At 43.1% G+C, this 22,825-nt stretch carries 19 protein-coding genes; 11 read left to right on the forward strand and 8 right to left on the reverse strand.

The features are described from left to right. Window positions 1-11 precede the first annotated feature (11 nt). From M3P07_RS08280 to M3P07_RS08300, 5 genes are all read left to right on the forward strand, one after another. Entirely contained in the window at window positions 12-875 is an 864-nt protein-coding gene (locus M3P07_RS08280; RefSeq protein ID WP_249969401.1) for a hydroxypyruvate isomerase family protein, read from the forward strand. A gap of 315 nt (window positions 876-1,190) precedes the next feature. After that, on the forward strand, window positions 1,191-1,757 hold the full coding sequence (locus M3P07_RS08285; RefSeq protein ID WP_249969402.1) for a 3-keto-disaccharide hydrolase: 567 nt from the start codon (window positions 1,191-1,193) through the stop codon (window positions 1,755-1,757). 142 nt (window positions 1,758-1,899) lie between these two features. Then, the gene (locus M3P07_RS08290; RefSeq protein WP_249969403.1) at window positions 1,900-2,658 is read left to right on the forward strand and encodes a flavodoxin family protein; all 759 of its coding nucleotides are present in this window, start codon (window positions 1,900-1,902) and stop codon (window positions 2,656-2,658) included. A 24-nt stretch (window positions 2,659-2,682) separates the two neighbouring features. Continuing rightward, a complete protein-coding gene (locus M3P07_RS08295) occupies window positions 2,683-3,504 on the forward strand; it encodes a cyclase family protein (protein ID WP_249969404.1) in 822 nt (273 codons plus the stop codon). 52 nt (window positions 3,505-3,556) lie between these two features. Further along, a complete protein-coding gene (locus M3P07_RS08300; RefSeq protein ID WP_249969405.1) occupies window positions 3,557-3,967 on the forward strand; it encodes a MarR family winged helix-turn-helix transcriptional regulator in 411 nt (136 codons plus the stop codon). A gap of 59 nt (window positions 3,968-4,026) precedes the next feature. Here the strand turns inward: M3P07_RS08300 and M3P07_RS08305 are convergent, their stop codons facing one another. The 4 genes from M3P07_RS08305 to guaA are packed head-to-tail and all read right to left on the reverse strand — an operon-like array spanning window position 4,027 to window position 8,603. Continuing rightward, window positions 4,027-4,557 (reverse strand): DUF922 domain-containing protein, encoded by a 531-nt coding sequence (locus tag M3P07_RS08305; protein ID WP_249969406.1) that lies wholly within the window; start codon window positions 4,555-4,557, stop codon window positions 4,027-4,029. Continuing rightward, entirely contained in the window at window positions 4,545-4,952 is a 408-nt protein-coding gene (locus M3P07_RS08310; RefSeq protein WP_249969407.1) for an OsmC family protein, read from the reverse strand. The genes M3P07_RS08305 and M3P07_RS08310 overlap by 13 nt, the downstream gene beginning before the upstream one ends. Next, complete coding sequence (locus tag M3P07_RS08315) at window positions 4,939-7,074, reverse strand: LysM peptidoglycan-binding domain-containing protein (RefSeq protein WP_249969408.1); 2,136 nt, start codon at window positions 7,072-7,074, stop codon at window positions 4,939-4,941. The genes M3P07_RS08310 and M3P07_RS08315 overlap by 14 nt, the downstream gene beginning before the upstream one ends. Next, window positions 7,071-8,603: a glutamine-hydrolyzing GMP synthase gene (guaA, locus tag M3P07_RS08320; RefSeq protein WP_249969409.1), complete on the reverse strand. Its 1,533-nt coding sequence runs from the start codon at window positions 8,601-8,603 to the stop codon at window positions 7,071-7,073. Before guaA ends, M3P07_RS08315 begins: the two co-directional genes overlap by 4 nt. Before the next feature lie 242 nt (window positions 8,604-8,845). On the opposite strand from guaA, the gene pgmB reads away from it, so the two are divergent. The 3 genes from pgmB to M3P07_RS08335 all read left to right on the forward strand — a co-directional run bounded on the left by pgmB (window position 8,846) and on the right by M3P07_RS08335 (window position 13,376). Further along, complete coding sequence (gene pgmB, locus M3P07_RS08325; RefSeq protein WP_249969410.1) at window positions 8,846-9,505, forward strand: beta-phosphoglucomutase; 660 nt, start codon at window positions 8,846-8,848, stop codon at window positions 9,503-9,505. Window positions 9,506-9,598: 93 nt separating this feature from the next. After that, on the forward strand, window positions 9,599-11,455 hold the full coding sequence (locus M3P07_RS08330) for a hypothetical protein (RefSeq protein ID WP_249969411.1): 1,857 nt from the start codon (window positions 9,599-9,601) through the stop codon (window positions 11,453-11,455). 226 nt (window positions 11,456-11,681) lie between these two features. Then, a complete protein-coding gene (locus M3P07_RS08335) occupies window positions 11,682-13,376 on the forward strand; it encodes a hypothetical protein (RefSeq protein WP_249969412.1) in 1,695 nt (564 codons plus the stop codon). Between the two features lie 255 nt (window positions 13,377-13,631). Here the strand turns inward: M3P07_RS08335 and bshC are convergent, their stop codons facing one another. Then, window positions 13,632-15,233, reverse strand: coding sequence for a bacillithiol biosynthesis cysteine-adding enzyme BshC (gene bshC, locus M3P07_RS08340; protein ID WP_249969413.1), 1,602 nt, complete (start codon window positions 15,231-15,233; stop codon window positions 13,632-13,634). Between the two features lie 145 nt (window positions 15,234-15,378). Here bshC and M3P07_RS08345 point away from each other — a divergent pair, with 145 nt between their 5' ends. The 3 genes from M3P07_RS08345 (at window position 15,379) to M3P07_RS08355 (ending at window position 20,418) form a co-directional block, all read left to right on the forward strand. Next, entirely contained in the window at window positions 15,379-17,829 is a 2,451-nt protein-coding gene (locus tag M3P07_RS08345) for a M14 family metallopeptidase (protein ID WP_249969414.1), read from the forward strand. A gap of 107 nt (window positions 17,830-17,936) precedes the next feature. Next, entirely contained in the window at window positions 17,937-19,268 is a 1,332-nt protein-coding gene (locus tag M3P07_RS08350) for a carboxypeptidase-like regulatory domain-containing protein (RefSeq protein ID WP_417952476.1), read from the forward strand. Window positions 19,269-19,365: 97 nt separating this feature from the next. Beyond that, window positions 19,366-20,418, forward strand: a complete 1,053-nt coding sequence (locus tag M3P07_RS08355; RefSeq protein WP_249969415.1) for a S66 peptidase family protein — start codon at window positions 19,366-19,368, stop codon at window positions 20,416-20,418. A gap of 71 nt (window positions 20,419-20,489) precedes the next feature. Here M3P07_RS08355 and rocD read toward each other — a convergent pair whose 3' ends face one another. The 3 genes from rocD to M3P07_RS08370 form a co-directional block, all read right to left on the reverse strand. Further along, complete coding sequence (rocD, locus tag M3P07_RS08360; protein ID WP_249969416.1) at window positions 20,490-21,734, reverse strand: ornithine--oxo-acid transaminase; 1,245 nt, start codon at window positions 21,732-21,734, stop codon at window positions 20,490-20,492. A 146-nt stretch (window positions 21,735-21,880) separates the two neighbouring features. Further along, the gene (locus tag M3P07_RS08365; RefSeq protein WP_249969417.1) at window positions 21,881-22,261 is read right to left on the reverse strand and encodes a DUF6768 family protein; all 381 of its coding nucleotides are present in this window, start codon (window positions 22,259-22,261) and stop codon (window positions 21,881-21,883) included. A gap of 1 nt (window position 22,262) precedes the next feature. Beyond that, window positions 22,263-22,805: an RNA polymerase sigma factor gene (locus M3P07_RS08370; protein ID WP_249969418.1), complete on the reverse strand. Its 543-nt coding sequence runs from the start codon at window positions 22,803-22,805 to the stop codon at window positions 22,263-22,265. Window positions 22,806-22,825 lie beyond the last annotated feature (20 nt).

Here is a 22,825-nt window from a genome sequence, read left to right on the forward strand (position 1 = left end):
ATCGACCGATCATGGAAAGAAGAAAATTTATTGCGACCACTGCCGTTGGAGCAGCCGGTATTGCAACAACCAAAGTTAATGCACAAAACATGGAAACCACCAAAGACTTTAAGCTTAAAAACAATATCAACCATAGTGTCTGCCAATGGTGTTTTGGTGACATACCTCTAGAAGAATTTCTAAAAACATTGAATGAGCTAGGCATTAAGGCCATTGACCTTATCGGTCCAAAAGATTGGCATTTGCTCAAAAAATATGACATTCATTGTTCCATGTGCAACGGGGCGGAAATTAGCCTGACCGAAGGTTGGAACGACCCCAAGAACCACGAGGTCCTGATCAAGAACTATACGGAAATGATTCCCAAGGTGGCCGAGGCCGGGTACACCAACCTCATCTGCTTTAGTGGCAATCGCAACGGGATGAACGATTATGTGGGATTACAAAATTGCGTGGACGGGCTTTCCCAAATTATTCCCTTGGCCGAAAAACACGGGGTCGTCATCCAGATGGAACTCTTTAACCAAGTAAACCATCCGGACTATATGTGCGACAGCTCTTTATGGGGGGTGGAACTTTGTAAGCATCTGGGCAGCGACAATTTTAAATTGCTCTACGACATCTATCATATGCAAATCCAGGAAGGTGATATTATCAGGAGCATCCAAAATTACCACCCCTATTTTGGACATTACCATACGGCTGGTGTTCCAGGGCGGCATGAAATTGATGAAAGCCAGGAACTGTACTACCCGGCCATTATGAAAGCCATTTTGGATACCGGGTATACGGGTTATGTGGCCCAGGAATTCCTACCCACTTGGCAGAACAAAATAGAGGCCCTTAAGGATGGTTTTACACGCTGTGACGTTTGATTGCCAAATACTTAAGACCCAATAGCAGGCGTCATTAGGAGAGGTTGTTTATGACTTTTAATGGGTTGGTCTGTTTTTGGGTTACAAATTGATTCTGATATAGATTATTGACGATAAACGCTATTTCCAGAAACAAGAATGGAACACTAACAAATGGAAGGTTTTGGGGGAAGTTCATTTGACACCCATATTCTGGACGCTTCCTAAGGGACACGAATTCCTCTCCGGTCAGAGGATTATCGATTATGTAAAAGTATATCAGTAAATTATGGGACCAATTTTTTATCAACCAACAAAAACTAAATATCACCTAACATGAAAAACCTCATTTATCTCTCACTTTTATCCGCGGTATTTTTATTCACAGCTTGCGATAGTTCTATTAAATTATTCCGAGAGAATGACCACAATTGGCTTCAGGAAGGGGACGCCAAATGGACCTTTAATGGCAATGAACTCATCGGAGAAAGCACCGAGGGCTCCAGCTTTATTATGACCAAGAATATTTATGGGAATTTTGAATTGAACCTCGAGTTTTATCCAGATAGCACCGTCAACTCAGGGGTATTTTTACGCTGCAAGGAGCATAAGGTTGATGCTTTGGACTGCCATGAGATCAATATTTGGGACCTTCACCCCAATCAGGATTTCAGAACGGGTTCCGTGGTTACCAAAGCTGTCCCCTTGGTCAAAGTAAATACCTTGGAGCAATGGAATACCTATCGCATCAAAGCCCAAAATGATAGTGTTTGGGTTTGGCTAAACGACATCAAGACCGCGGAAATAGAAAACAAAAGTCTGAAAGAAGGTTACATCGGGTTGCAAGCAGCAGGAACCGGCACCATCAAGTTTAGGAATGTTAGTCTGAAACCCGTGCAATAAGGTTTTGGTTAGTAAGCCTACATCAGCTTAACACTCGAATAACTCCCTATGCTTTAATTCCTTAATTTTAAGGTAGTGTCAAATCCGCAGTATGGAAATCTCCTTTGATATTGATTTTCAAACTGCATAAAACTATCTTAAGATGTCCAAACAGCTCTCCGAAAAAATTGAGAATCAATGCCAGAATCCCCCAGCTAAATACGATGACCTCAGTGCACTATTTCTTAATTGCACGCTAAACCGAACCCCGGTGCTGTCGCACACCGAGGGACTCATAAAAGTGGCCCAAAGAATTTTTGAAGCCAATAATGTGGCAACCAAGATTATCCGACCAGTGGACTACGAAATTCCTGCAGGATTGGGATTGGACATGTCGAAAACCCCAGAATGGGACAAGGATGACTGGCCCATGATCCAAAAGGAAATTGATAATAGTGACATTGTCATTGTTTGCACCTCTGTATGGTTAGGTGAGAAGTCATCGGTTTGTAACCGTACCTTGGAACGAATGTACGGGTATACCCATCAATTTAATGCGAAGGGGCAATACCGTGACTATGGAAAAGTAGGGGCTACATTGATCACTGGCAACGAAGATGGTGTAAAGCACTGTGCCATGAACATTCTATTTTCCTTATCACATATTGGGTACACCGTACCTCCCCAAGCCGATGCTGGTTGGATGGGTGAGGCAGGTCCCGGACCTTCTTATCGCGATGAAGGCTCAGGAGGTCCCGAAAATGACTTTACCAACAGAAACACTACTTTTTTAGTCTGGAATTGCCTGCATTTGGCCAGGATGCTGAAAGACAACGGGGGTGTCCCCGCCTACGGTAATCTTCCGGACGAATGGGATGCCGGCTGTAAGGCAGGATTCGATAGCCCTGAGCATAAGCGCTAATGTCCAAATCCAAAACAGTTGAAAATGCAAGACCTTAGTGTATACCTTTTGATGCTATTGATGCTCCAAGCTTGTCAAAACCAAGGTGAAACAGATTCAACAACGGAAGCGCCACAGCGCATGTCGCAAAAAAAGATTGTGGATCTCTCCCATGCTTATTCAGATGAGACCGTTTATTGGGTAACCGCCCGTGAATTTGAATTGGATACTGTTTTTAAGGGCCAAACTGAAAAGGGTTATTACTACTCGGCTTTTAACTTCAGTACTGCCGAACATGGAGGCACACATATCGATGCGCCCATCCATTTTGCTGAAAAAGGACTTACAGTGGATCAGCTGCCGCTCGAAAAATTGATGGGACCCGCAATCAAAATTGACGTTTCGGCAATGGCCATGGGCAACCCTGACTACCTCATCACCATTAAAGATTTACAAGGTTGGGAACAAAAACATAATTCCCAAATCCCAGATGGAAGCATTGTACTGCTCCAAACCGGGTTCTCCAAGTACTATCCCAATAAGGTGGAGTACTTAGGTACCAATGAACGTGGAGAACAAGCTATAAAGTTGTTGCACTTTCCTGGTCTGGCACCCGAAGCTGCCCAATGGTTGGTAGACAACAGAAGCATCAATTCCATCGGCATAGATACACCGAGTATCGATTTTGGACAGTCCCAGTATTTTAAGAGCCATGTAATACTGTTGGGTGAAAATATCCCCGCCTTTGAAAATCTAACCCGCTTGGATCAACTTCCAGACCAGGGGTTTGAAGTGATTGCGCTACCCATGAAAATCGAAGGGGGAAGTGGTGCCCCACTTCGGATTGTTGCGGTCCTGAAAGAATAAATTACCTTTATATGGTATGTTTTAGTATGTTTGTATTGTATATACAACTAAAATGAAATACAATTCTGAAGAATGTCTAGGTTCCAGGGTGCGTGGCTTATCCCGAAAAATTGACAATATTTACCGCAAACATCTTGGAGATTATCCGGTGACGGAAAATCAATTGAGCATCATGATGGCCCTGCACAAGACCGGAACTGTAGAGCAAAATCGAATAGCCAAGCTCCTCAATCTTGAAAAATCCACCTTGAGTCGAAACTTGGTACGGCTTATAAAATCAGGCCTTATTGATAAATCCGGTGTCACCAATCGTCCCAAGATTGGACTTACCAAACAAGGGCAAAAACGTGTAGAGAGCCTTATCCCAATCTGGGAGGCGGCTATGGATGAAATACATGCGGTGCTCAGTTGGCACGACCTTAAAGGGTTTCAACAATTTGAAAGTAAAATAAGTTTGCTATAATAATTACAATCTAAGTTGTATATACTATTTATTATACAATAAAAGGAGATAGAAATGTTTTACTCCCTAGCCAAGGCTTTGGCAACTTTCCGGTTCCACTCCAATTGTTTCTTGGCATTTCGGGAAAATCCGGTCTCCCAATCGTACTCGTCTTGGTAATCCTGAAGCTCTTGTAGGATATCTTGATAAATATCCCGGATTTCTTGTTTCACATTCTCTGAAAAGGAGGTCCGCCTTAGTTTGTCCCTCATTTTTCGGGCAAACAGCTCTGCAATGTCAAAATGGAGCTGTTCATGGCTCAAGATTAAATCATCGCAGACTTCGGGTTTATACCAAGATTCGTTTGGATAGAAATAGGCATTCACTTCAAAATCCAGCTTTACCTCGTGATGGATCAGATTGGCCGAGTATCTGTAGCTAATACCACTTGCTGTGGTGGCAGCAGGTTCTGCGGCAGGAGGAACTTTTCCTTTAAAATCTGCCCAAGTGAGGCGTTTATTGGCATCCCATAGTATTCCTTCCTCAATTTCCTGGCCGAATCCCAAAAAACCAAAAAGAAGAAAGCATAGTATGAGGTTTATTTTGTCCAACTAAATTCGATTACCTTTTCAATGTCCGGGTGTAAACTGTAGTGTACAGGGCAGGTATTCGCCGTATTCACCAAAATTTTTCGGTGTTTTTCCGATATATCGGCAGGGAGCTCCATGTTTACCTCAATTTTCGAAATACGCCTGGGATTGGCCGCCATGTGCTTGGTCACCTCGGCAGTGGAGCCAGATAGATCTACCTCCAAATCCCTAGCCTTAATGCCCATCATGGTCAACATGCAGCTGGCCAAACCAGTGGCAACGGTATCGGTAGGGGAAAAAGCCTGTCCTAAACCATTGTTGTCAACCGGGGCGTCGGTTACAAATTCGTTAGTGGACCGAAGATGCAGGCAAGTGGTACGCAATTCACCCTTATAGGTAACTCTAGAGGTCGTCATTCAGTTTTATTTCTTTTATTCTGAGGCTATCGTATTCCATCAAAAAAGCGGCTCTGTTGTAAAATCCTGAAGCGAATTCGTTGAAGTAATTGAAACTGTTTCCAGTATACTCCGTCAAGCCCACAATTTTGGTGGTTTCAAAAAGATTGTTCTTATGTGCAAGTTTCAGCAACACATCGAAGGTAACATCAAAACCGCGCACTGCATACCGATCAGGTCTTACCCCCCTGTGTTTTTTCATATAGGCCCTTGTAAAGGCGTCGTTCCCAGCTTGCCTATAAAAACTTGGATAGGCAAATCTAAGGTTGGATAAATGGGTACTTGAAACGGCGTCGTTCTCAAAAGCATTATTGTAGTTGGTCGTGAACATCCGAACCGATATTTCTTCGGTATTGGCCGAATTTAAAATCGAACTCACACTCGATACCATATTGGCCTGGTCGGTCTCTAGAAAAACCCAATTCTCCTTTTCTTCGGAAAGCATGATAAGAAACTCATCCAAGTGAAGGGATTTGTTATCTATCACCTTGGCTATTTGCGCAGCTGGGAATTTGGACAAGATGGAATCATGTGCTACTTGATGGGTCGAATCCGCTATAATGACCACATTTTGGTCCGTATAAACCTTTTCCAGATAGGACAGCATTTTTTCCCGCAATACATTTTCCTTTGGAACCGAATAGTATACATTTCCATGGCTCAACCTGCTATCTGAAGCAATGGGAGCAATCACAGGTATGTTCTTTGATGCGGCCTGGACAGCTACCTCATCCAATATTCCGGATGATAATGGGCCGATAATCGCATTTACGCCAAAGAGGTTTTCCCTAAACAGGATTTCCTTGACCTTATCATGATTCCGCTCTGTGTCGTACGTCTTTACATCGACAGAGAGACCTAATTTTTTAATGGAATCCAAGGCCACCATGGCTCCAGAATAAAAACCAAGGCTCAGGGTCAAGTCCCTTCTTGTCTTAATTTGATTCGTGGTCCGTTTGTAATCATTAAAGTTGATACGATCCAACCTAAAGGGCAACATGAACACCAATTTTGGGCGGTTTTCCACATTGATGCTATCCAATAAATTGATTTTGTCGATTACCAAAGCATTCTTAACCTCTAGGCCCTCTCCCTTATCCTTTGGTAATTTCAACACCATTCCTGCTTTGAGTCCGTTTTCCAATTCTGGATTCAGCGCGAATAGTTCATCCCGGGTGACATTAAGGTTTTGGGTCAGCCTAAAAATGTTCTGCTTGGGTTTTACTTCGTAAAAAATAAAATTGTCCGTGTTCACTTCTCCTGAAGTATCCCTCTTTTTGGGGAGTCTCAAAACCATTCCTTCCTTTAATCCCCCTTGCTCCATAATCTCGGGATTTAAGCGCACGATGGAATCTGAGGGGATGCCATATTCCTTGCCCAAACTATAAAGGGTTTGTTTGGGGGGCACTGTAAATGATGTGAAAAGTTCCACTTCTTGCTGAAGACTATCACCCTTTGGCCTAGGTAATTGAAGCTCTTGCCCAATAGCCAAATAATCGGAGCTTTTATCCAATTCCGGGTTTAGGGCGACAAGACTATCCACCGTAATCCCATATTTATGGGCAATGCTCCATCGGGTCTCTTTGGGTTGTACCGTATAGGTTTCGAAATCTAGAGCGCGCTCTTCTTCGGGCGTAAGTTCTGGATATTGGGGAATTTGTAAGACCATTCCCTTCTTCAGGGGTTCGGCATACAATTGTCTGTTGTGCCTTTTTAATTGTTCTTCGGTGATATCATAGCGTTGCGTTAACCCGAACAAGGTTTCGCGCCTGCGTACCCTATGTCTGGTAAAGCCAATGGGATTATCCTGTTCCTCTACCTTTTCTTCCTTGGGTTCGGCGTCTTGTGTTATCACACTGCCATCCAATGGTATGATCAAAATGGTATTGACCTTTACATCGGCAGCGGTCTTGATCTCTTTGTTCGATTGCAGAATGGTGTATGGGGTTACCCGGTATTGTTGCGAAATACTTTGCAATGTTTCCCCCTCTTTCACCACATGAGTGGTTCTATTTTGGGCAAAAACTTGAACAGTTGCCATTAAAAAGGCAACCCAACCGAGTACTAAAACACTTTTTTTCATTCCCATTCTATAGTTGCAGGTGGCTTAGAACTAATATCATACACTACTCTATTAACGCCTTTGACCTTATTTATTATATCATTTGAGGTCTTTTGTAAAAATTCATAGGGCAAATTCACCCAATCCGCTGTCATTCCATCCGTGCTTTCCACCGCCCTGAGCGCTACACATTTTTCATAGGTTCGTTCATCCCCCATGACCCCTACACTATTTACGGGCAAAAGCATGGCTCCGGCCTGCCAAACCTTATCATAAAGTCCCCATTTTTTGAGTCCATCGATAAAAATGGCATCAACTTCTTGTAAAATAGACACCTTTTCTGCGGTAATGTCACCTAAAATCCGAATCCCCAATCCAGGTCCTGGAAACGGGTGGCGTCCCAAAATTGCAGGGTCCATTCCCAAATTTCTACCCACTCTTCGCACTTCATCCTTGAACAACAAGTGCAAGGGTTCCACAATTTTCAGCTTCATATAATCTGGCAATCCCCCCACATTGTGGTGACTTTTTATCGTGGCCGAAGGTCCTCCACTGGCAGAAACCGATTCAATCCTATCTGGATAAATGGTTCCTTGGGCCAACCATTTCGCATTTTCAACCTTATGCGCCTCATCGTCGAAAACCTCGATAAAGACCCTACCAATGATCTTTCTTTTCTTCTCTGGCTCCGATTCGCCCTTCAAGGCATCCAAAAAACGTGCCGAAGCATCCACACCCTTCACGTTTAACCCCATGTGCTTGTATTGGTCCAAAACACTTTCAAACTCATTTTTACGCAATAGGCCGTTGTTCACGAAAATACAATGCAGGTGTTTTCCGATAGCTTTGTGCAATAGCATGGCAGCCACACTGGAATCCACCCCACCGGAAAGTCCCAAAATCACCTTTTCATCCCCAATTTTTTCCTTGAGTTCAGCAACCGTGGTCTCAATAAAGGCATCCGGGGTCCAATCTTGTTTTAACCCAGCAATCTTTACCAAAAAGTTTTCGAGCAGCTTTTTTCCATCGGTGGTGTGGTATACCTCCGGATGAAACTGAATCCCATAGGTGTCCTCGCCTTCAATATGAAATGCGGCATTTTCCACATCGTGGGTACTTGCCAATCGTACGGCACCAGCAGGAAGCTCCTTGATAGTGTCGCTATGGCTCATCCAAACTTGACTTCCTTCTCCCAATCCGTTCAGGAAAACCTCATTCTCCTTTACGTAAGAAAGATTGGCACGACCGTATTCCCGAGTAGCTGATGGCGCAACATTCCCCCCATTGAAATGGGAGAGATATTGTGCCCCATAGCAAATACCCAATAAGGGCTTTTTACCCTTTATTTGGGAAAGATCGGGATGCGGGGCATCTTCTCCCCTAACGGAAAAGGGAGATCCCGAAAGAATCACAGCCTGATATTCCGATAAATCCTCGGGAGGGTTGTTGTACGGTTTAATTTCTGAGTAAATGTTAAGCTCGCGAACCCTTCTAGCAATCAACTGGGTGTACTGGGAGCCAAAGTCTAGGATAAGTACGTTGTTATGCATGGGCAAAAATAGCAATTTGCCGGAGTTGGAAAATACCTTTTGGATGATATTTTTTACAAGTTTTCAAAAGGAATGTGTGCGCGGGTCACTCCCAATTATTTACCGGGATTAACGTACAATTTCGTGAAGGTTGCAGTCCAGTCGGTACATTACAATAGGGCCAAATTACTTCTAGATGACCTAAGGTTGTTTTTTTCTTAACAATTTTCACCATTTCTTTGCCTTACTAAACACACCAAACTATGATTAAGGGTTTTATTTTTGACCTGGATGGGGTCATTACCGATACCGCCGAGTTGCACTATGAGGCGTGGAAGTCTCTGGCAGACGAGATGGGATGGGATTTTGACCAAGTGGTCAACGATAAGCTTCGTGGTATTTCCCGTATGGATTCCATAAAGGTTATTCTCGACCACAACAACACCTCGCTGGATGAGGACACCCTAGTGAAACTAGCCACCAAAAAAAATGAGCTGTACGTGGCGAGCCTTGACCAGATGACGCCGGACAATTACCTTCCCGGAGCTCGTGAATTGTTAACGCACTTAAGAACCGAAGGTTTTAATGTTGCCCTTGGCAGTGCAAGTAAAAATGCCGTGAAGGTGTTGCAACAACTCAATGCGAATATTTACTTCGATGTTATTGGGGATGGCCATAGTGTCTCCAAAAGCAAACCGGAGCCGGACATTTTCCTTTATGGGGCTGAAAAGCTTAAACTTCAACCCGAAGAATGTATTGTTTTTGAAGATGCCGAAAGTGGTATCGATGCAGCAAAAGCGGGTGGGTTTTACAGTGTTGGGATTGGTCCCAAGGACCGGGTGGGCCATGCAGATCTCCGATTTGACACCATGGGCGAGGCCACTTTATTCGAAATAAAATCGCACTTTAAAGATTTGTTCTAGACCCTAACTACGGGTTTGGGCATTTTCATACTAACCCTTTGTGCTTCATCTGGTTGGCTTTAAATCCTTATTTTTAAGGTAAAGCCATCTCCTATGAAAGCCCCAACCCTCTTTTGCATATTCTGGTTTACCGCTTGCGCCTTCCTGCTAGGACAAGTAAATCCTAGATTGGATAGCCTTCTCAATGCATACAACTCGCTCCCAGATGGCATTGAAAAGATTCACGCCGCTGAAAACGTTTTCCAAGAAACCAAAAGGTCAAATCCCGCCATGGCGCTGGACCATTTGCACATGGGTTTGAAACTTTCCCAACGCTTGGCCTTTCAACAAGAGGAGGCGATGGCCTATAAATATTTGGGGTTTTATTACCATCATCATTATTTGCCGGATTCCGTACCCTACTATTTGGAAAAAGCTATTGCTTCCTTCAAAGCACTAAACCATAGCAAAGAGTTGTTCGCCACCTACTTGGAATGGACCCGGTTTGAGAATCTGGAAGGTAATTTTCCCCAAGCCATAAAACTCTCCGATAGCACTTTGGCATTTGCCCAGCAACTGGGGAACGGAAGCATGTTAACGGACGCTTTTCAAAGAAGGTCTACTATACATTTGGATAAAGGGGAGTTTAAATTGGCCATTGAACAGCTTCTAAACGCCTCCAGGGTACTGGACACCATTAACCCTCCCAACCCACTTAAGCAAGCCATTGTGGATATAGGAATTGGAAGAACAGAAATGCTAAGGAACAATAGTCAGGCTTCTTTGGACTATCTAAACAAAGGTCTTGAAGAATTCCAAAAACTTGATGACACCTATTGGTTGGCCATAGCCTATATGGAAATCGGTTCTGCCCATTACCATTTAAAGGATTATGATCAAGCGCTTAAGAACTATGAAGCAAGTCTTAAGGAAAGCCAAAAAATGAAGCGGGACGACTTTGTGGCTGCCAATTTTGGGAATATTGGCGCGGTTTTTATGGAACAGGGAAACTATGACAAGGCCTTGGAATATCATTTCAAGTCCAACGAAATTGCCGCAAAGCGGGGGTCCATCAATAACCAGATCATTGGGTACAATGATATTGCTTCCACCTATTTTCTAAAGAAAGACTACCAAAAATCCATTGAAAACTTTACCCATGCCATCAAGCTCGCCGATTCCATTGGTTCTTTGGATAATCTGTCTGATGCATATCAGGAAAGGGCGGAAGTATACGAGAAAATAGGTAATACGCAATTGGCCTTGAAAGATTATAGGTCTTTCCAAAAACTCAACGATTCCATTTTCAACCTCACCAAGTCCAAACAGATTGAGGAGTTAAAAACACAATACGAAACCGAAAAAAAAGAACAACAGATAGTGCTCCAGGAAAAGGAAATCACGGTATTGGAGCAAAAAGCGGAAATAAGTAACCTACAAAAAGTGCTTTTGGTCGGATTGCTTTTACTTTCACTCATCGGTTTTTATGGCATTCGACAAAAATTAAAGCGCAATAAGCTTGAAAAGGAAAAATTGGATGCCGAATTGGCTTTTAAACGAAAGGAACTGACTACACATGCCCTTCATTTGGCCAAAAAGAACGAGGTTTTGGAAGGATTGAAGCAAAAAGCACAGCAACTCAGGGAAAATGAAGCGTCTAAAAATGGCTACCAACAATTGATACGCACCATTAATTTTGACTTACAAGACGACAATAATTGGGAGAACTTTTCGAGATACTTTGAGGAAGTCCATAAGGACTTCAACAGCAATGTAAAATCCAAATTTCCCGATGTCACATCAAACGAGCTGCGTTTATTGGCACTTTTAAAGATGAATCTCTCCTCCAAAGAAATTGCTAACATTCTTAATATTTCACCTGAGGGCATCAAAAAAGCACGTTACCGCCTGCGTAAAAAACTGGATATCACCACCGAGGATTCCTTACAGGATTTGGTGCTGACCCTTTAAAATCATACCACTCCCCAGCTTGTCCACCGGTTGTCCCCGATTTATTTTTAGGGTGTCCACCTATTGTCCACCCTTGATTTTTCTTTCCTCATTATCAGCAATTTAGGTTTGTAGTGTCATTAAGTTGGCAACCAAGTTTTGTGGTGTCTTGTTCGGCCTAGGGCTGCAGACCAACTCCGGACAGGAACACACAAAACCGTCACTTTTAACCACAAAACCAAGTGTCATGAAAACAGTAAACGCATTAAAGAAAATCTTGGCCGTTCTATTAATCGTAATCATTTCGGCCTGTAGCAAAGACGAATCCGGTGAAAACGTTCCAGGTGGGAACAACAATGGAAATATTGAAACCCGGGATGGGGTGACAGCGGATGAAATTGAAACCGACGAGGGAGAAATAGGTATCAGCATCAGTGCCCGAGGCATTGCCAAAAAGGGATACAAACCCTCCACAGCCGAGATTTCCATAACAGCAACCTCCAGCGATATTCCAAAGGACAATACGGTTTCCATTGACCCTTTTACCAATATCGCCTACCTGTCATTTAAAAACAAAGACCTATCTGAAGAAGCACAGGAGGAATTGAAAGGAGTGGATATTTCCATCGTCATCAAAGATGGGGACGGCAACGAACTGGCTTCGACATCAATTTCACAAATCATCTTCAAATCAAGTCCTGACGAGCAGGAAATCGACAATGAAAGTCTAGAAGACCAGTTTGCACAGCTAAATTTGCGCAATGATATTGCCTACTACCTCCAAATCGTTAAAGAAGGAAGTGCTGATATCCATGGAGCGCCCACTTCTTGGCATTACCAGGATAATACAATCGACCGCCCCATGGTTATTTACACCTTAAACCAACTCGACTATTCAGCGGACCCTCCCAACGGACCTGGGGCAGCCCAATACTATTCCACATTTTTCTTCGAGGAAGTTGAAGGTGAACCAGGGGTATATACCGTTTCAGTTCACGATGGGGATGCTATCTATTACTGGTACCTCAACAGTGAAAACAGGTTGAACGTTCAAAGTGTGGAAAATCGAAGAAGAAATGGGGGCAATACGCCTGATACCGCAAATAGGGGTAATTATAAATTCAAAATCGAGAAAGTGGGATTGGGACAGTATATTTTTATTTCCCTTAAAACAGGTCATCCCATTGCACAAACCGGAAATAGTTTACCCAACGCCAATGCCAATACTGGGGACAATAACCCCCTCCATTTTAGAATTATGGCTTTTGATATTGATTGGGATATTCAAACCGTAGACTACAAACACCTGCAACCTATTCTGCCCCCAGCCGGTACAGCGTTTGCATACAACAGTACCTTGGTAAACTGTAGCAGTGGACAATTATCGCAAGAAGTGGGGGTTGAGGATTCAAGGACATCCACGTCCATATTTGGGTGGGAAGAATCCATGTCGGTCAGTACCAGTCAAGAATACTCCATGTCCGTATCCATGGAATCAGAAATTTCCGCTGAGTTTTATGGGGTGGGCACTTCTATTAGCAGTTCGGTTTCGGAAACCTACACAGCCAGTGAATCCAAAACAAGGACGAGTACCACCTCGGGGGCCTTCGAAACTTCCGAGACCATAACCCTCTCAACCAAACGAAGCATCATTGTGCCATCAAAAAAGGCAACTTTGATTGCCGATATCTACCAGACCTATGAAAACATCAAGATTCCGTTTGTGCAGAGTTTCCGGATAAAAGGCAATTACCAAGAAGATGGGCAGGCACTTAGTGGAGAGGAAATCACCACGCAATTCGTTTTCAATCAATTTACAGGAGTAATTACCGAAGTGGGGAACGATTATATCGAGGTGACCATTAGGGGTACCAACACCATAGATAGATTAATTGACACCAAGACCATCGCGGATGACGTTCCTTCCAACTGCGGCGGATAAGTTTATTGCTAAAAACAAAAAGCCCCGGGAACCACTCCGGGGCTTTTAAAATAAAATCAAAACCAACCTAAACATATGAGTGTGCCACTCAAAATGTTAAAAAAAATTTCATAGCAATTTTCACTAGTAAAACAACTAGGTCCCGAAATACCCTACCTAGTTTTCATTTTTTTTCGAAAAAAACTTGAATTTAATCACAAATCCCCTATAAATAAATGGATTACAAGGGAATAAATTTTGCTGAAATCTCGGGATTTAATCTTCCAGAATCAGGAAATTTCCGGAAAGTGGATCCAGATTATCCATTAAACCAGGAACCAATTCTTCCCCCATTTCCAAATACAATTCGGAAAAATTAAGTTGTCTTTCTTGAAGGGATTGGTTGGGAAACAGTGCATTCTGGATTTCGGTCATACGCACCACATGATCGCGAAGTTTTCGTTTTTGGGCTTTTAACAGCCTTTTCTCCAGGACATCCAAGCCTTTTTTCTGTTTTGCCTCCTGCGCTTTTACGGCCCCCAGAAATGTTTTATCTGTTTGGTCAGCGAGGGTGTATAAATCCTCGAATTGTTTTTCCAAATGCTTTTTCTGGGGCGAAAAATCAATATCAATATTCGAAATCTCCCGGATTTTCTTGTTGATCAAGGTGTTTTGGTTCCAAAAAAGTTCGGAAACCTGCAACCCCAGCTTATCCACCTTACTTTTTTCCTTTTGGGTCATGATCAAGGCTGAATTCCGAAGCAAAAGCATGGGAAATGTTACTCCCAAGGCATCAAAATAAGACTTAAGCTCCAACCAATAGGCCAACTCCCCTCCACCTCCGATATAACAGAGGTTGGGCAGAACTACTTCCTGAAACAAGGGCCTGGCGATGACATTAGGAGAAAACCGCTCCGGATGATTCTGCAATTCTTCCTTGAGTTCATCCGGTGAAAATTTAATATCGGTATCCACCACCTCAAAACCTCCATTTTGGTGTACAATGCGCTCACGAATGCCATCCAAATGATAGAAATAGTTGATTTCCCTTGGATTTACCTGAATCTTATAATTGGAGGAAGTTTCTTCCAAAGCATTGATAGTGGCCGTAACCTTCTGAAAGGGAACGTTCTCAATAATATCTTTATAGACATAAGGTTGCAACAACTGCTTCAAGGCAGTGTCATCTCCATCTACGATAACCAAACCATAGGACCCAAATAAGGAGTCGGCCAAAAAACGTGTGGCCTGTGCAAGTGAATCGTGCTCCAAATAGGCTTGTTGGAACAACTTTCTCAATGCCTCGGCATTTCGGGAATTTCCCATCCCGGCTGAAAATGTTTCAAAAACTGCCTCAAGTCCGTCGGTCGCAATTGACCCCACAGCTCCCGAAACATCCTTGTTCCACTGCACCTTTTGTCCTTTAAAATTGAAATAGTTGATTTCATCAAAATCGTGGTCTTCCGTGGCCATCCAATACACAGGAACAAAATCATGGTCCGGGTAGGCTTCCTTCAATTTAATGGTCAAATTGATGGTCGAAACTATTTTGTACAAAAAATAAAGCGGTCCCGTAAAAAGATTTAATTGGTGTCCTGTGATCACTGTAAAGGTCTTAGGGCTACCGAGGGATGTTATATTTTCTTGGGTGGATTCTGAAAGTGAAATTCCCTCGTATTGCCGGTTCAGCGCATCGACCAACACAGCCCTATTGGCCATTGGAAAATTGGCTTTTTTTTCGTTGATCTGATGTTGGAAATTTTCTAGTTGGGGAAATCTATTGTAAAAAGGTTTTAGGTCTTCCTTTTGGTCCAAGTAATCACAAATAAGCTTGGAAAAATAACCAGTTTCCTTAAAGGGTATACACGATACTTCCATTAAAATTCAAAATGAAGTGCTAAAGATACTTCTCTTCTTTTTTTCTCATCCTAAAAATAAGTTAATTACATCCAGGGCCCAATTGTTTTAAAAACGGTGATTCCCCAATTTATTGTTAGATTTGGTTTCTACTAACACCGCACAAATGACAAGATTTTTATTTTCTCTGTTTGCCCTATCCAGCTTTTTTTTGACCGCCCAAAACATTAAGTCCCCTTCGGAGTTTTTGGGATACGAACTCGGTACCGAATTTACGCGTCACCACGAAGTGGTGGATTACTACGAATATTTGGCCGAACAGGTGCCGGATATGGTTAAGTTGACCACCTATGGACAAACCAACGAAAGAAGGCCCTTGCTGCTAGCTTACGTTTCCACGGCAACCAATATGTCCAATCTGGAGAATATCCGTCTGGAACACATGAAGGACTTGGAAGGAACGGGAAATGGGACTACAGCCATTGTGTGGTTAAGTTATAATGTTCATGGCAACGAAAGTGTAAGCACGGAGGCCTCCATGCAGACTATTTATGAGTTGTTGACCGTTAAACGTTCGTATCTGGAAAATACCGTGGTCATCATGGACCCTTGCATAAATCCAGATGGGCGGGACCGTTATAGCAATTGGTACAACCAATACAAAAATACTCCGCATCAAGTGGATCCCAATAGCAAAGAGCACAATGAAGGTTGGTGGAGCGGACGTAGCAACCACTATATGTTCGACCTAAATCGGGATTGGGCATGGCTTACCCAAGTGGAGAGTCAGCAAAGAATAAAGGTGTACAACGAATGGCTTCCGCATGTCCATGTGGATTTTCACGAACAAGGGGTGGACAATCCCTACTACTTTGCCCCGGCGGCAGAGCCCTATCATGAAGTAATCACCAATTTCCAAAGGGATTTTCAGGTAACACTGGGTAAAAATCACGCCAAGTATTTTGATGCCAATGGGTGGTTCTACTTTACCAAAGAGATCTTTGACCTCTTTTACCCCAGCTACGGAGACACCTACCCCACCTATAACGGGGCTATTGGAATGACCTACGAGCAAGGAGGAAGCGGACGTGGTGGACTTGCCGTGATGACCCGGATTGGAGATACACTCACATTAAAAAAACGTATCGATGGCCATCATACAACCGGACTCTCCACAGTAGAGGTTTCCCATCTTAACGCAGAAAAACTAAACACGGAATTCAGGAAGTTTTACCAAAAAAAGAACTTCAAGTACAAAAGTTATGTCTTAAATGGGGATGTCGATAAGATTGATGCTCTAAAGGAACTTTTGGGCAAGCACAAAATAAAATATGGAAGCCCAACAGTTTCCTCTGTCAAAGGGTTTAATTATCAAACCGGGGGTAACGGTAGTATGTCCGTTTCCGACAAAAGCTTGGTGGTTTCCACCAACCAACCTAAAGGAACTTTGGTCAAGGTGTTGTTCGAACCAGATGCGAAGCTTAGTGATTCGCTCACTTATGACATCACAGCATGGTCCTTGCCTTATGCATACGGATTAAGAGGGATTGCCTCCTCTTCCTTGGTTCCAAGCCAAGATGTAAGTGATCTAGCTTCCGTAGAGAGCCTGAATTCCGGTAGCTATGCCTATATTTCCAATTGGAACAGTATGAAGGATGCCCGATTTTTGGCCACCTTGCTCAAAGCCGGTATCCGGGTACGAAAGGCAGACCACCCTTTTTCCTTAAATGGAAAATCTTTTGCAAGGGGAAGTCTTATCATCACCAAAGGGGATAACCAAAATCAATCTGGATTTCTATCCCAATTGACCAAAATCAGCAAGGAATACAACCAAGATCTAACACCCTCCTCAACTGGCTATGTGGATTCAGGAAAAGACTTTGGTTCTTCCTATATTCAGATGATCACAAAGCCCAAAATCGCCATTTTATCCGGAGAACCTACATCCACATTGCGATTTGGGGAAATTTGGCATTTCTTCGAGCAGCAATTGCACTATCCCATTACCGTTTTGGATAGCGACTATGTCGATGCCGTGGATTTGAAGGACTATCACATTTTGATACTTCCAGGGGGAGGTTACGGTGATTATTTTAATGAATCCCAGTTGGGCAAACTAAAGGAATGGGTAAGATCAGGCGGAAAACTATTGGCCATGGGAGGTGCCATAAACGCTATTGATGGAGAACATGGATTTGGCATTAAAAAGAAAGAAATCGCTCAGGACACGCTGGCAAGCAAACCGCAACCCCATAAAAATGCCCAACGGGAGCAAATTAAAAACGCCATTACCGGGGCCATTTTCAAGGCGAAAGTGGATAATTCCCATCCTCTGGCCTATGGTTATGGCGCGGATTACTTTACCCTAAAATTGGGAAGTGCTGGGTACGATTTCCTAAAAAATGGCAATGCTGCCTATTTGGAAGGGGCGAATCCCAAACAAGTTTCCGGTTTTGCTGGAAGCGAGGCTCTTAAAAAGGTTGGAAACTCTCTTATTTTTGGGGTGGAAGAAGTAGGTGAAGGCCAAGTAATCTATATGATTGACAACCCTCTTTTCCGCGGTTTTTGGGAAAATGGGAAACTGTTCTTTGCCAATGCCCTTTTTATGGTGGATTAAACTGCTCTGTAACTAATTTCCAATTAGCCCGACCAAGGTTGTGGCAATCCTTAGCATTTTAAAATTTCGTATCTTTATAGATAGGATCATCGGTAAAATAAATGGTTATGAAGTTATCTAGCAACGCTCTATTATCCAAAGGATTTCGAATCGTACCTGTGGGTTTGATCATGTTGGTTTGGATGTTTAGTCCATCTAACATTTTGGCCTTTCAGGATGACCAAACAGTTGATACTGGTTTTAATCAATATAAGGGGGAAGTAATCGATGGTTCTTCGAAAAAACCCTTGGTTTTTGCGACGCTTTCGGTTGAGGGGACCAACATCAGCACCATCACCAATACGGAGGGGAATTTCATACTAAAAATCCCTCAGGATATCACAGAAGGTACCATTGCAGTTTCCTTTTTGGGATACAAAAGCAAGACCATTCCCTTGTCCGATCTAAAACCAAACAAGAACAAGATTTCCCTGTTGATCTCGGTTACGGAATTATCCGGGGTGAACATCAACGCTCCCAAGGATGCGGCTGCGCTCGTTCGGGAAACCTTAGCAAGAAAGGGGGACAATTATTTTGATGATCCCACCTTAATGACCGCCTTTTATAGGGAGACCATCAAAAAACGAAGAAAGAACGTTTCGTTGTCCGAAGCTGTGGTCAATATTTACAAGACCCCATACAATTCGTTCAGAAAAGATGCTGTTGAGCTGTATAAAGCTCGGAAAAGCACGGACTATAGCAAGTTGGACACCGTGGCCCTAAAATTACAAGGAGGTCCCTTTAATACGCTATATGTGGATATCATGAAATATCCAGAGCACATTTTTGCTGAAGGTTCCATCTCGGATTATCGGTTTACGTTTAGTAGATCCACCCGAATCAATGACAAGCTTATCTATGTCATTAAATTCAATCAGTGGGAAAGCATCATAGAACCCCTGTATAAAGGCGAACTGTTCATTGATGTGGAAAACAAAACCCTAACCAGTGCCATCTATACCCTTAATATTACCGACAAATATGCAGCCGCCAAGCTGTTTGTGCGGAAAAAACCGGCCAAAGTAGATGTTTGGCCCACCGAAGTTGCTTATAGGGTCGACTATCGGGAAAAGGGAGGCAAATGGTATTACGGATATAGCAACGTACTGTTGGAATTCAAGGTAAATTGGGAGGACAAACTCTTCAATTCGGTCTACAGCATGACCGCAGAGATGGCTGTAACTGATTGGGAAAAGAACTTGGACGGACAGCTGCCCAAGGTCAGGGAGCGATTGAAAAAATCAATCATTTTAAGTGATGAAGCCGTTGGTTTCTCTGACCCCGATTTCTGGGGAAAATACAACATCATCGAACCCGAGAAGTCCATTGAATCGGCTATTAAGAAGATACAGCGTCAATTGCGAAGGGCTAGGGCCAAAAATGGCGCCGCTGCGCCTTAGCAGCACCCATTCGCTGTAGAAACATCAGATAAATAAAAAATAGTCACCATATTTAAGGTGGCTATTTTATTTTACGGTAACCCTAAACCCAATTCCAATGCTAAAAAGAAGACAATTTATCAATCTCACAGCATTACTGTCCGCATCCACTTTGGTCTCCCAGCTTAAACCCACACTTTGGGGATTGGGCAAGGAAACGAACAAATTGTTACCCAAAAGGTTGAAAAAGGGGGATACCATAGGGCTTATTGCCCCCGGATTTGCCGTTAAACCAGAGGTATTGGCAGCGATGAAATCCACTTTGGTTGAAATGGGATTTGTTCCCTTTCATACGGATCGTATTCTAGGTAATAAAGGCTATTTTAGCAACACCGATGAAGAAAGGGCGGCAGACCTCAATGAAATGTTCACCAATACGGATGTAGATGCAATTTTATGTGCTAGGGGTGGATACGGCTGTACTCGGATCATGCAAATGATCAACTACGAAACCATAAAATCCAATCCAAAAATATTGGTGGGGTTTAGCGATGTTACAGCCCTTCTCAATGGAATCTACCAAGAAACAAGACTGGTTACTTTCCATGGTCCAGTGGGTAGTACCCTTAACGATGAGTACAGCAAGCAACACCTGCTGAACAGGTTGGAATCTCCAAAATACACGCAGACCATAGAAAATGTGGTTTTGGAGGACAAGGAAATGCTTGAAAATCCCGAATACGAACGCTACACCATAACCGCAGGTTCCGCCTCAGGGAAATTGGTCGGCGGTAGTTTAAGTTTGATCAATGCCCTCATCGGCACCCCTCACGAAATAGATTTTACCGATGCCATAGTTTGTATTGAAGATGTGGGGGAAGCCCCCTACAGAATGGACAGAATGTTGACGCAATTGATTGAAGGTCCCACATTTAAAAAAGCCAAAGGAATAGTTTTTGGGGTGTGTGCCGATTGTGATAGTACCCCAAGTCCCAATGGGTTCACACTAAAAGAAGTACTGATGGACCGAATAGCGCCTTTGAACATTCCGGCCGCCTATGGAATGAGCTTTGGCCATGTTCCCCATAATTTTACCTTTCCTATAGGCATCCAAGCCCATTGGGATGCAGAAAATATGACCTTAAAACTTTTGGAAAACATTGTTTCATAGCGCCCAATCTTTCCTTGGTTTCCATAAAAAAGGCCCGGATAACCGAGCCTTATTTTTTTGATGGGAGTTTTTTATTTTTCGAACTCCCGAAGTGTTTTGATAATTATGGAAACGCAATCCAACAGTTGTTCGTGGTTCATCACCAAAGGAGGTGCAAAACGGATAATGTTACCATGGGTGGGCTTGGCAAGCAATCCATTGTCGCGCAACGCCATACAAATGTCCCAGGCCGTTGAGCTGTCTTCCGTATCATTGATTACGATGGCGTTCAAAAGTCCTTTTCCTCTTACACTCTGGACCAAGTCACAGCTAGGAATAAACTTGTTCAGCTCTTCTCGGAAAACCTGACCCAATTCCATAGCGTTCTCTGCCAATTGTTCCTCTTTTACCACTTCCAAGGCGGCAATACCTACGGCTGCAGCAACTGGATTACCTCCAAAAGTACTCCCGTGACTTCCTGGAGTGATTACTTCCATGATTGGATCATTGGCCAAAACTGCTGATACGGGATATGCTCCCCCGGACAGTGCCTTCCCCAAAACCAAAATATCGGGTTTCACATCTTCATGGTCTACGGCTAGTAGTTTCCCGGTACGGGCAATGCCTGTTTGTACTTCATCTGCAATAAACAGTACGTTGTGTTTTTCACACAATGCCTTGGCAGCGGTCAAATAACCTTCGGATGGCACATATACCCCAGCTTCCCCTTGAATAGGTTCCACCAAAAAGCCGGCAATGTCGCTATGGCTTTCCAAAGTGTGTTCCAGAGCTTGGAGGTTATCATATTCAATTTTGATAAATCCTTCCGTATAAGGCCCATAGTCCTTTTTTGCAACTGGATCGTTCGAAAAGGAAATAATGGTCGTGGTCCTGCCGTGAAAATTGTTCTCACAAACAATGATCTTGGCCTGATTCTCGGGAATACCCTTCTTTTGATATGCCCATCTACGACAAATCTTCAAGGCCGTCTCAACGGCTTCTGCCCCAGTGTTCATGGGCAAAAGTTTGTCAAATCCGAACATGGAGGTCACGTACTCCTCGTAGGTGCCCAACATATCGTTGTAAAAAGCCCTTGAGGTCAAGGTCAAGGTCTGGGCTTGATGCATCATTGCCCCGATAATTTTAGGATGGCAATGCCCTTGGTTCACAGCCGAATAGGCCGATAAAAAATCGTAATACTTTTTTCCTTCAACATCCCATACATAAACACCTTCCCCCCTGCTCAAGACAACTGGAAGCGGGTGGTAATTGTGGGCGCCGTGCTTGTTTTCTAAATCTATCGCTTGCTGCGACGTTAAGTTTTCTAAAACAGCCATTTTAGTAATTTTTAAATTGATAAAACAACTATTCCTTCTGTACCTTTATTCTTTCGAGGACTCGAAAAAGCAGCGTGGGAGAGAAATCATCCCTAGTAGAAGCCCAAAAATATTAAATATTTAGCCAATTTTCAGGATATTCTGCATCACTTTTTATGGGACAGGGCAGAGATTTGGAGTTCCATTCGCTTTAGTTCCCGCAAGAGATCATTTTTGTCCATCTGCATCCATACATAAAGTTTAATCATGCTCATGGCCGCCAAACAGGCAAGGATTCCCACTCCCCATTTTATAATCTCATTGGTGCTTTCGGTGCCAAAAAAGTGGACCACACAATAAATTAGAAATCCAAAGATGGCCAAATTTACAATGTTCATTATAATGGCCAACCAAGCCATTTTTCCCTTAAAAACACCTCCCAATTTTGCCAAGATGTTCTGTTCGCCCAATTCATCGTAAAACTGAGCTTCCTCAGCAGATAGGGCTTCCTTGATCAGTTTGTCTATTTCTTCCATTTCTTTTTTCATCTTATTTATCTTTTAAAATTTTCTTTAACTTTTCCCTTGCATGATATAATCTGGATTTGGCGGTCCCGATGGAAATATCCAAGATTTCCGTAATCTCCCTAAGGGAATATCCTTCGGTGTAAAACAAGCGCAATACCATTTGTTGGTTATCGGGAAGCGCCTTGATTCCTTTTAGCAATCCATGGATTCTTTCGTTCCCGGTTGGGTCTTCCCGTGCGGCAATCGTTTGACTTTCCGCAAGAACCTTAAGGTTACCCTGGTCTTTTTTACGCTGATTGATATAATCCAAACTTTTCCGCGTCACTATCCGGGTAGCCCAATAACTAAAACTGTTGGGTTCCCTCAGCGTGTTTATTTTTTTAATGATGATTCGCCACGCATCCTGAACGATATCCTTCGATGCTTCCACATCTTGGGTATACCTAAACGAATGTCTGCACAAGCGGTTGTGGTGCCTGTTCACCAAAATGGATAGGGATTTCTTGTTCCCTGCCTGGTATTCCAATACCATAAGCCCATCAAAAGCAAAACTGGTTGTTTTCATATGTTCATTCAATACAAGGA

This window comes from Flagellimonas myxillae (assembly GCF_023502235.1).
In the GTDB taxonomy this organism is placed as follows: Bacteria; Bacteroidota; Bacteroidia; order Flavobacteriales; family Flavobacteriaceae; genus Flagellimonas; species Flagellimonas myxillae.

Coding starts and splice junctions, on each gene's coding strand:
- M3P07_RS08335 (WP_249969412.1), top strand. CDS start 11,682: ATGAAAACAGTAAACGCATTAAAGAAAATCTTGGCCGTTCTATTAATC.
- rocD (WP_249969416.1), bottom strand. CDS start 21,734: ATGGCTGTTTTAGAAAACTTAACGTCGCAGCAAGCGATAGATTTAGAA.
- pgmB (WP_249969410.1), top strand. CDS start 8,846: ATGATTAAGGGTTTTATTTTTGACCTGGATGGGGTCATTACCGATACC.
- M3P07_RS08330 (WP_249969411.1), top strand. CDS start 9,599: ATGAAAGCCCCAACCCTCTTTTGCATATTCTGGTTTACCGCTTGCGCC.
- M3P07_RS08315 (WP_249969408.1), bottom strand. CDS start 7,074: ATGAAAAAAAGTGTTTTAGTACTCGGTTGGGTTGCCTTTTTAATGGCA.
- M3P07_RS08280 (WP_249969401.1), top strand. CDS start 12: ATGGAAAGAAGAAAATTTATTGCGACCACTGCCGTTGGAGCAGCCGGT.
- M3P07_RS08370 (WP_249969418.1), bottom strand. CDS start 22,805: ATGAAAACAACCAGTTTTGCTTTTGATGGGCTTATGGTATTGGAATAC.
- M3P07_RS08290 (WP_249969403.1), top strand. CDS start 1,900: ATGTCCAAACAGCTCTCCGAAAAAATTGAGAATCAATGCCAGAATCCC.
- bshC (WP_249969413.1), bottom strand. CDS start 15,233: ATGGAAGTATCGTGTATACCCTTTAAGGAAACTGGTTATTTTTCCAAG.
- M3P07_RS08300 (WP_249969405.1), top strand. CDS start 3,557: ATGAAATACAATTCTGAAGAATGTCTAGGTTCCAGGGTGCGTGGCTTA.
- M3P07_RS08355 (WP_249969415.1), top strand. CDS start 19,366: ATGCTAAAAAGAAGACAATTTATCAATCTCACAGCATTACTGTCCGCA.
- M3P07_RS08350 (WP_417952476.1), top strand. CDS start 17,937: ATGAAGTTATCTAGCAACGCTCTATTATCCAAAGGATTTCGAATCGTA.
- M3P07_RS08285 (WP_249969402.1), top strand. CDS start 1,191: ATGAAAAACCTCATTTATCTCTCACTTTTATCCGCGGTATTTTTATTC.
- M3P07_RS08310 (WP_249969407.1), bottom strand. CDS start 4,952: ATGACGACCTCTAGAGTTACCTATAAGGGTGAATTGCGTACCACTTGC.
- guaA (WP_249969409.1), bottom strand. CDS start 8,603: ATGCATAACAACGTACTTATCCTAGACTTTGGCTCCCAGTACACCCAG.
- M3P07_RS08345 (WP_249969414.1), top strand. CDS start 15,379: ATGACAAGATTTTTATTTTCTCTGTTTGCCCTATCCAGCTTTTTTTTG.
- M3P07_RS08365 (WP_249969417.1), bottom strand. CDS start 22,261: ATGAAAAAAGAAATGGAAGAAATAGACAAACTGATCAAGGAAGCCCTA.
- M3P07_RS08295 (WP_249969404.1), top strand. CDS start 2,683: ATGCAAGACCTTAGTGTATACCTTTTGATGCTATTGATGCTCCAAGCT.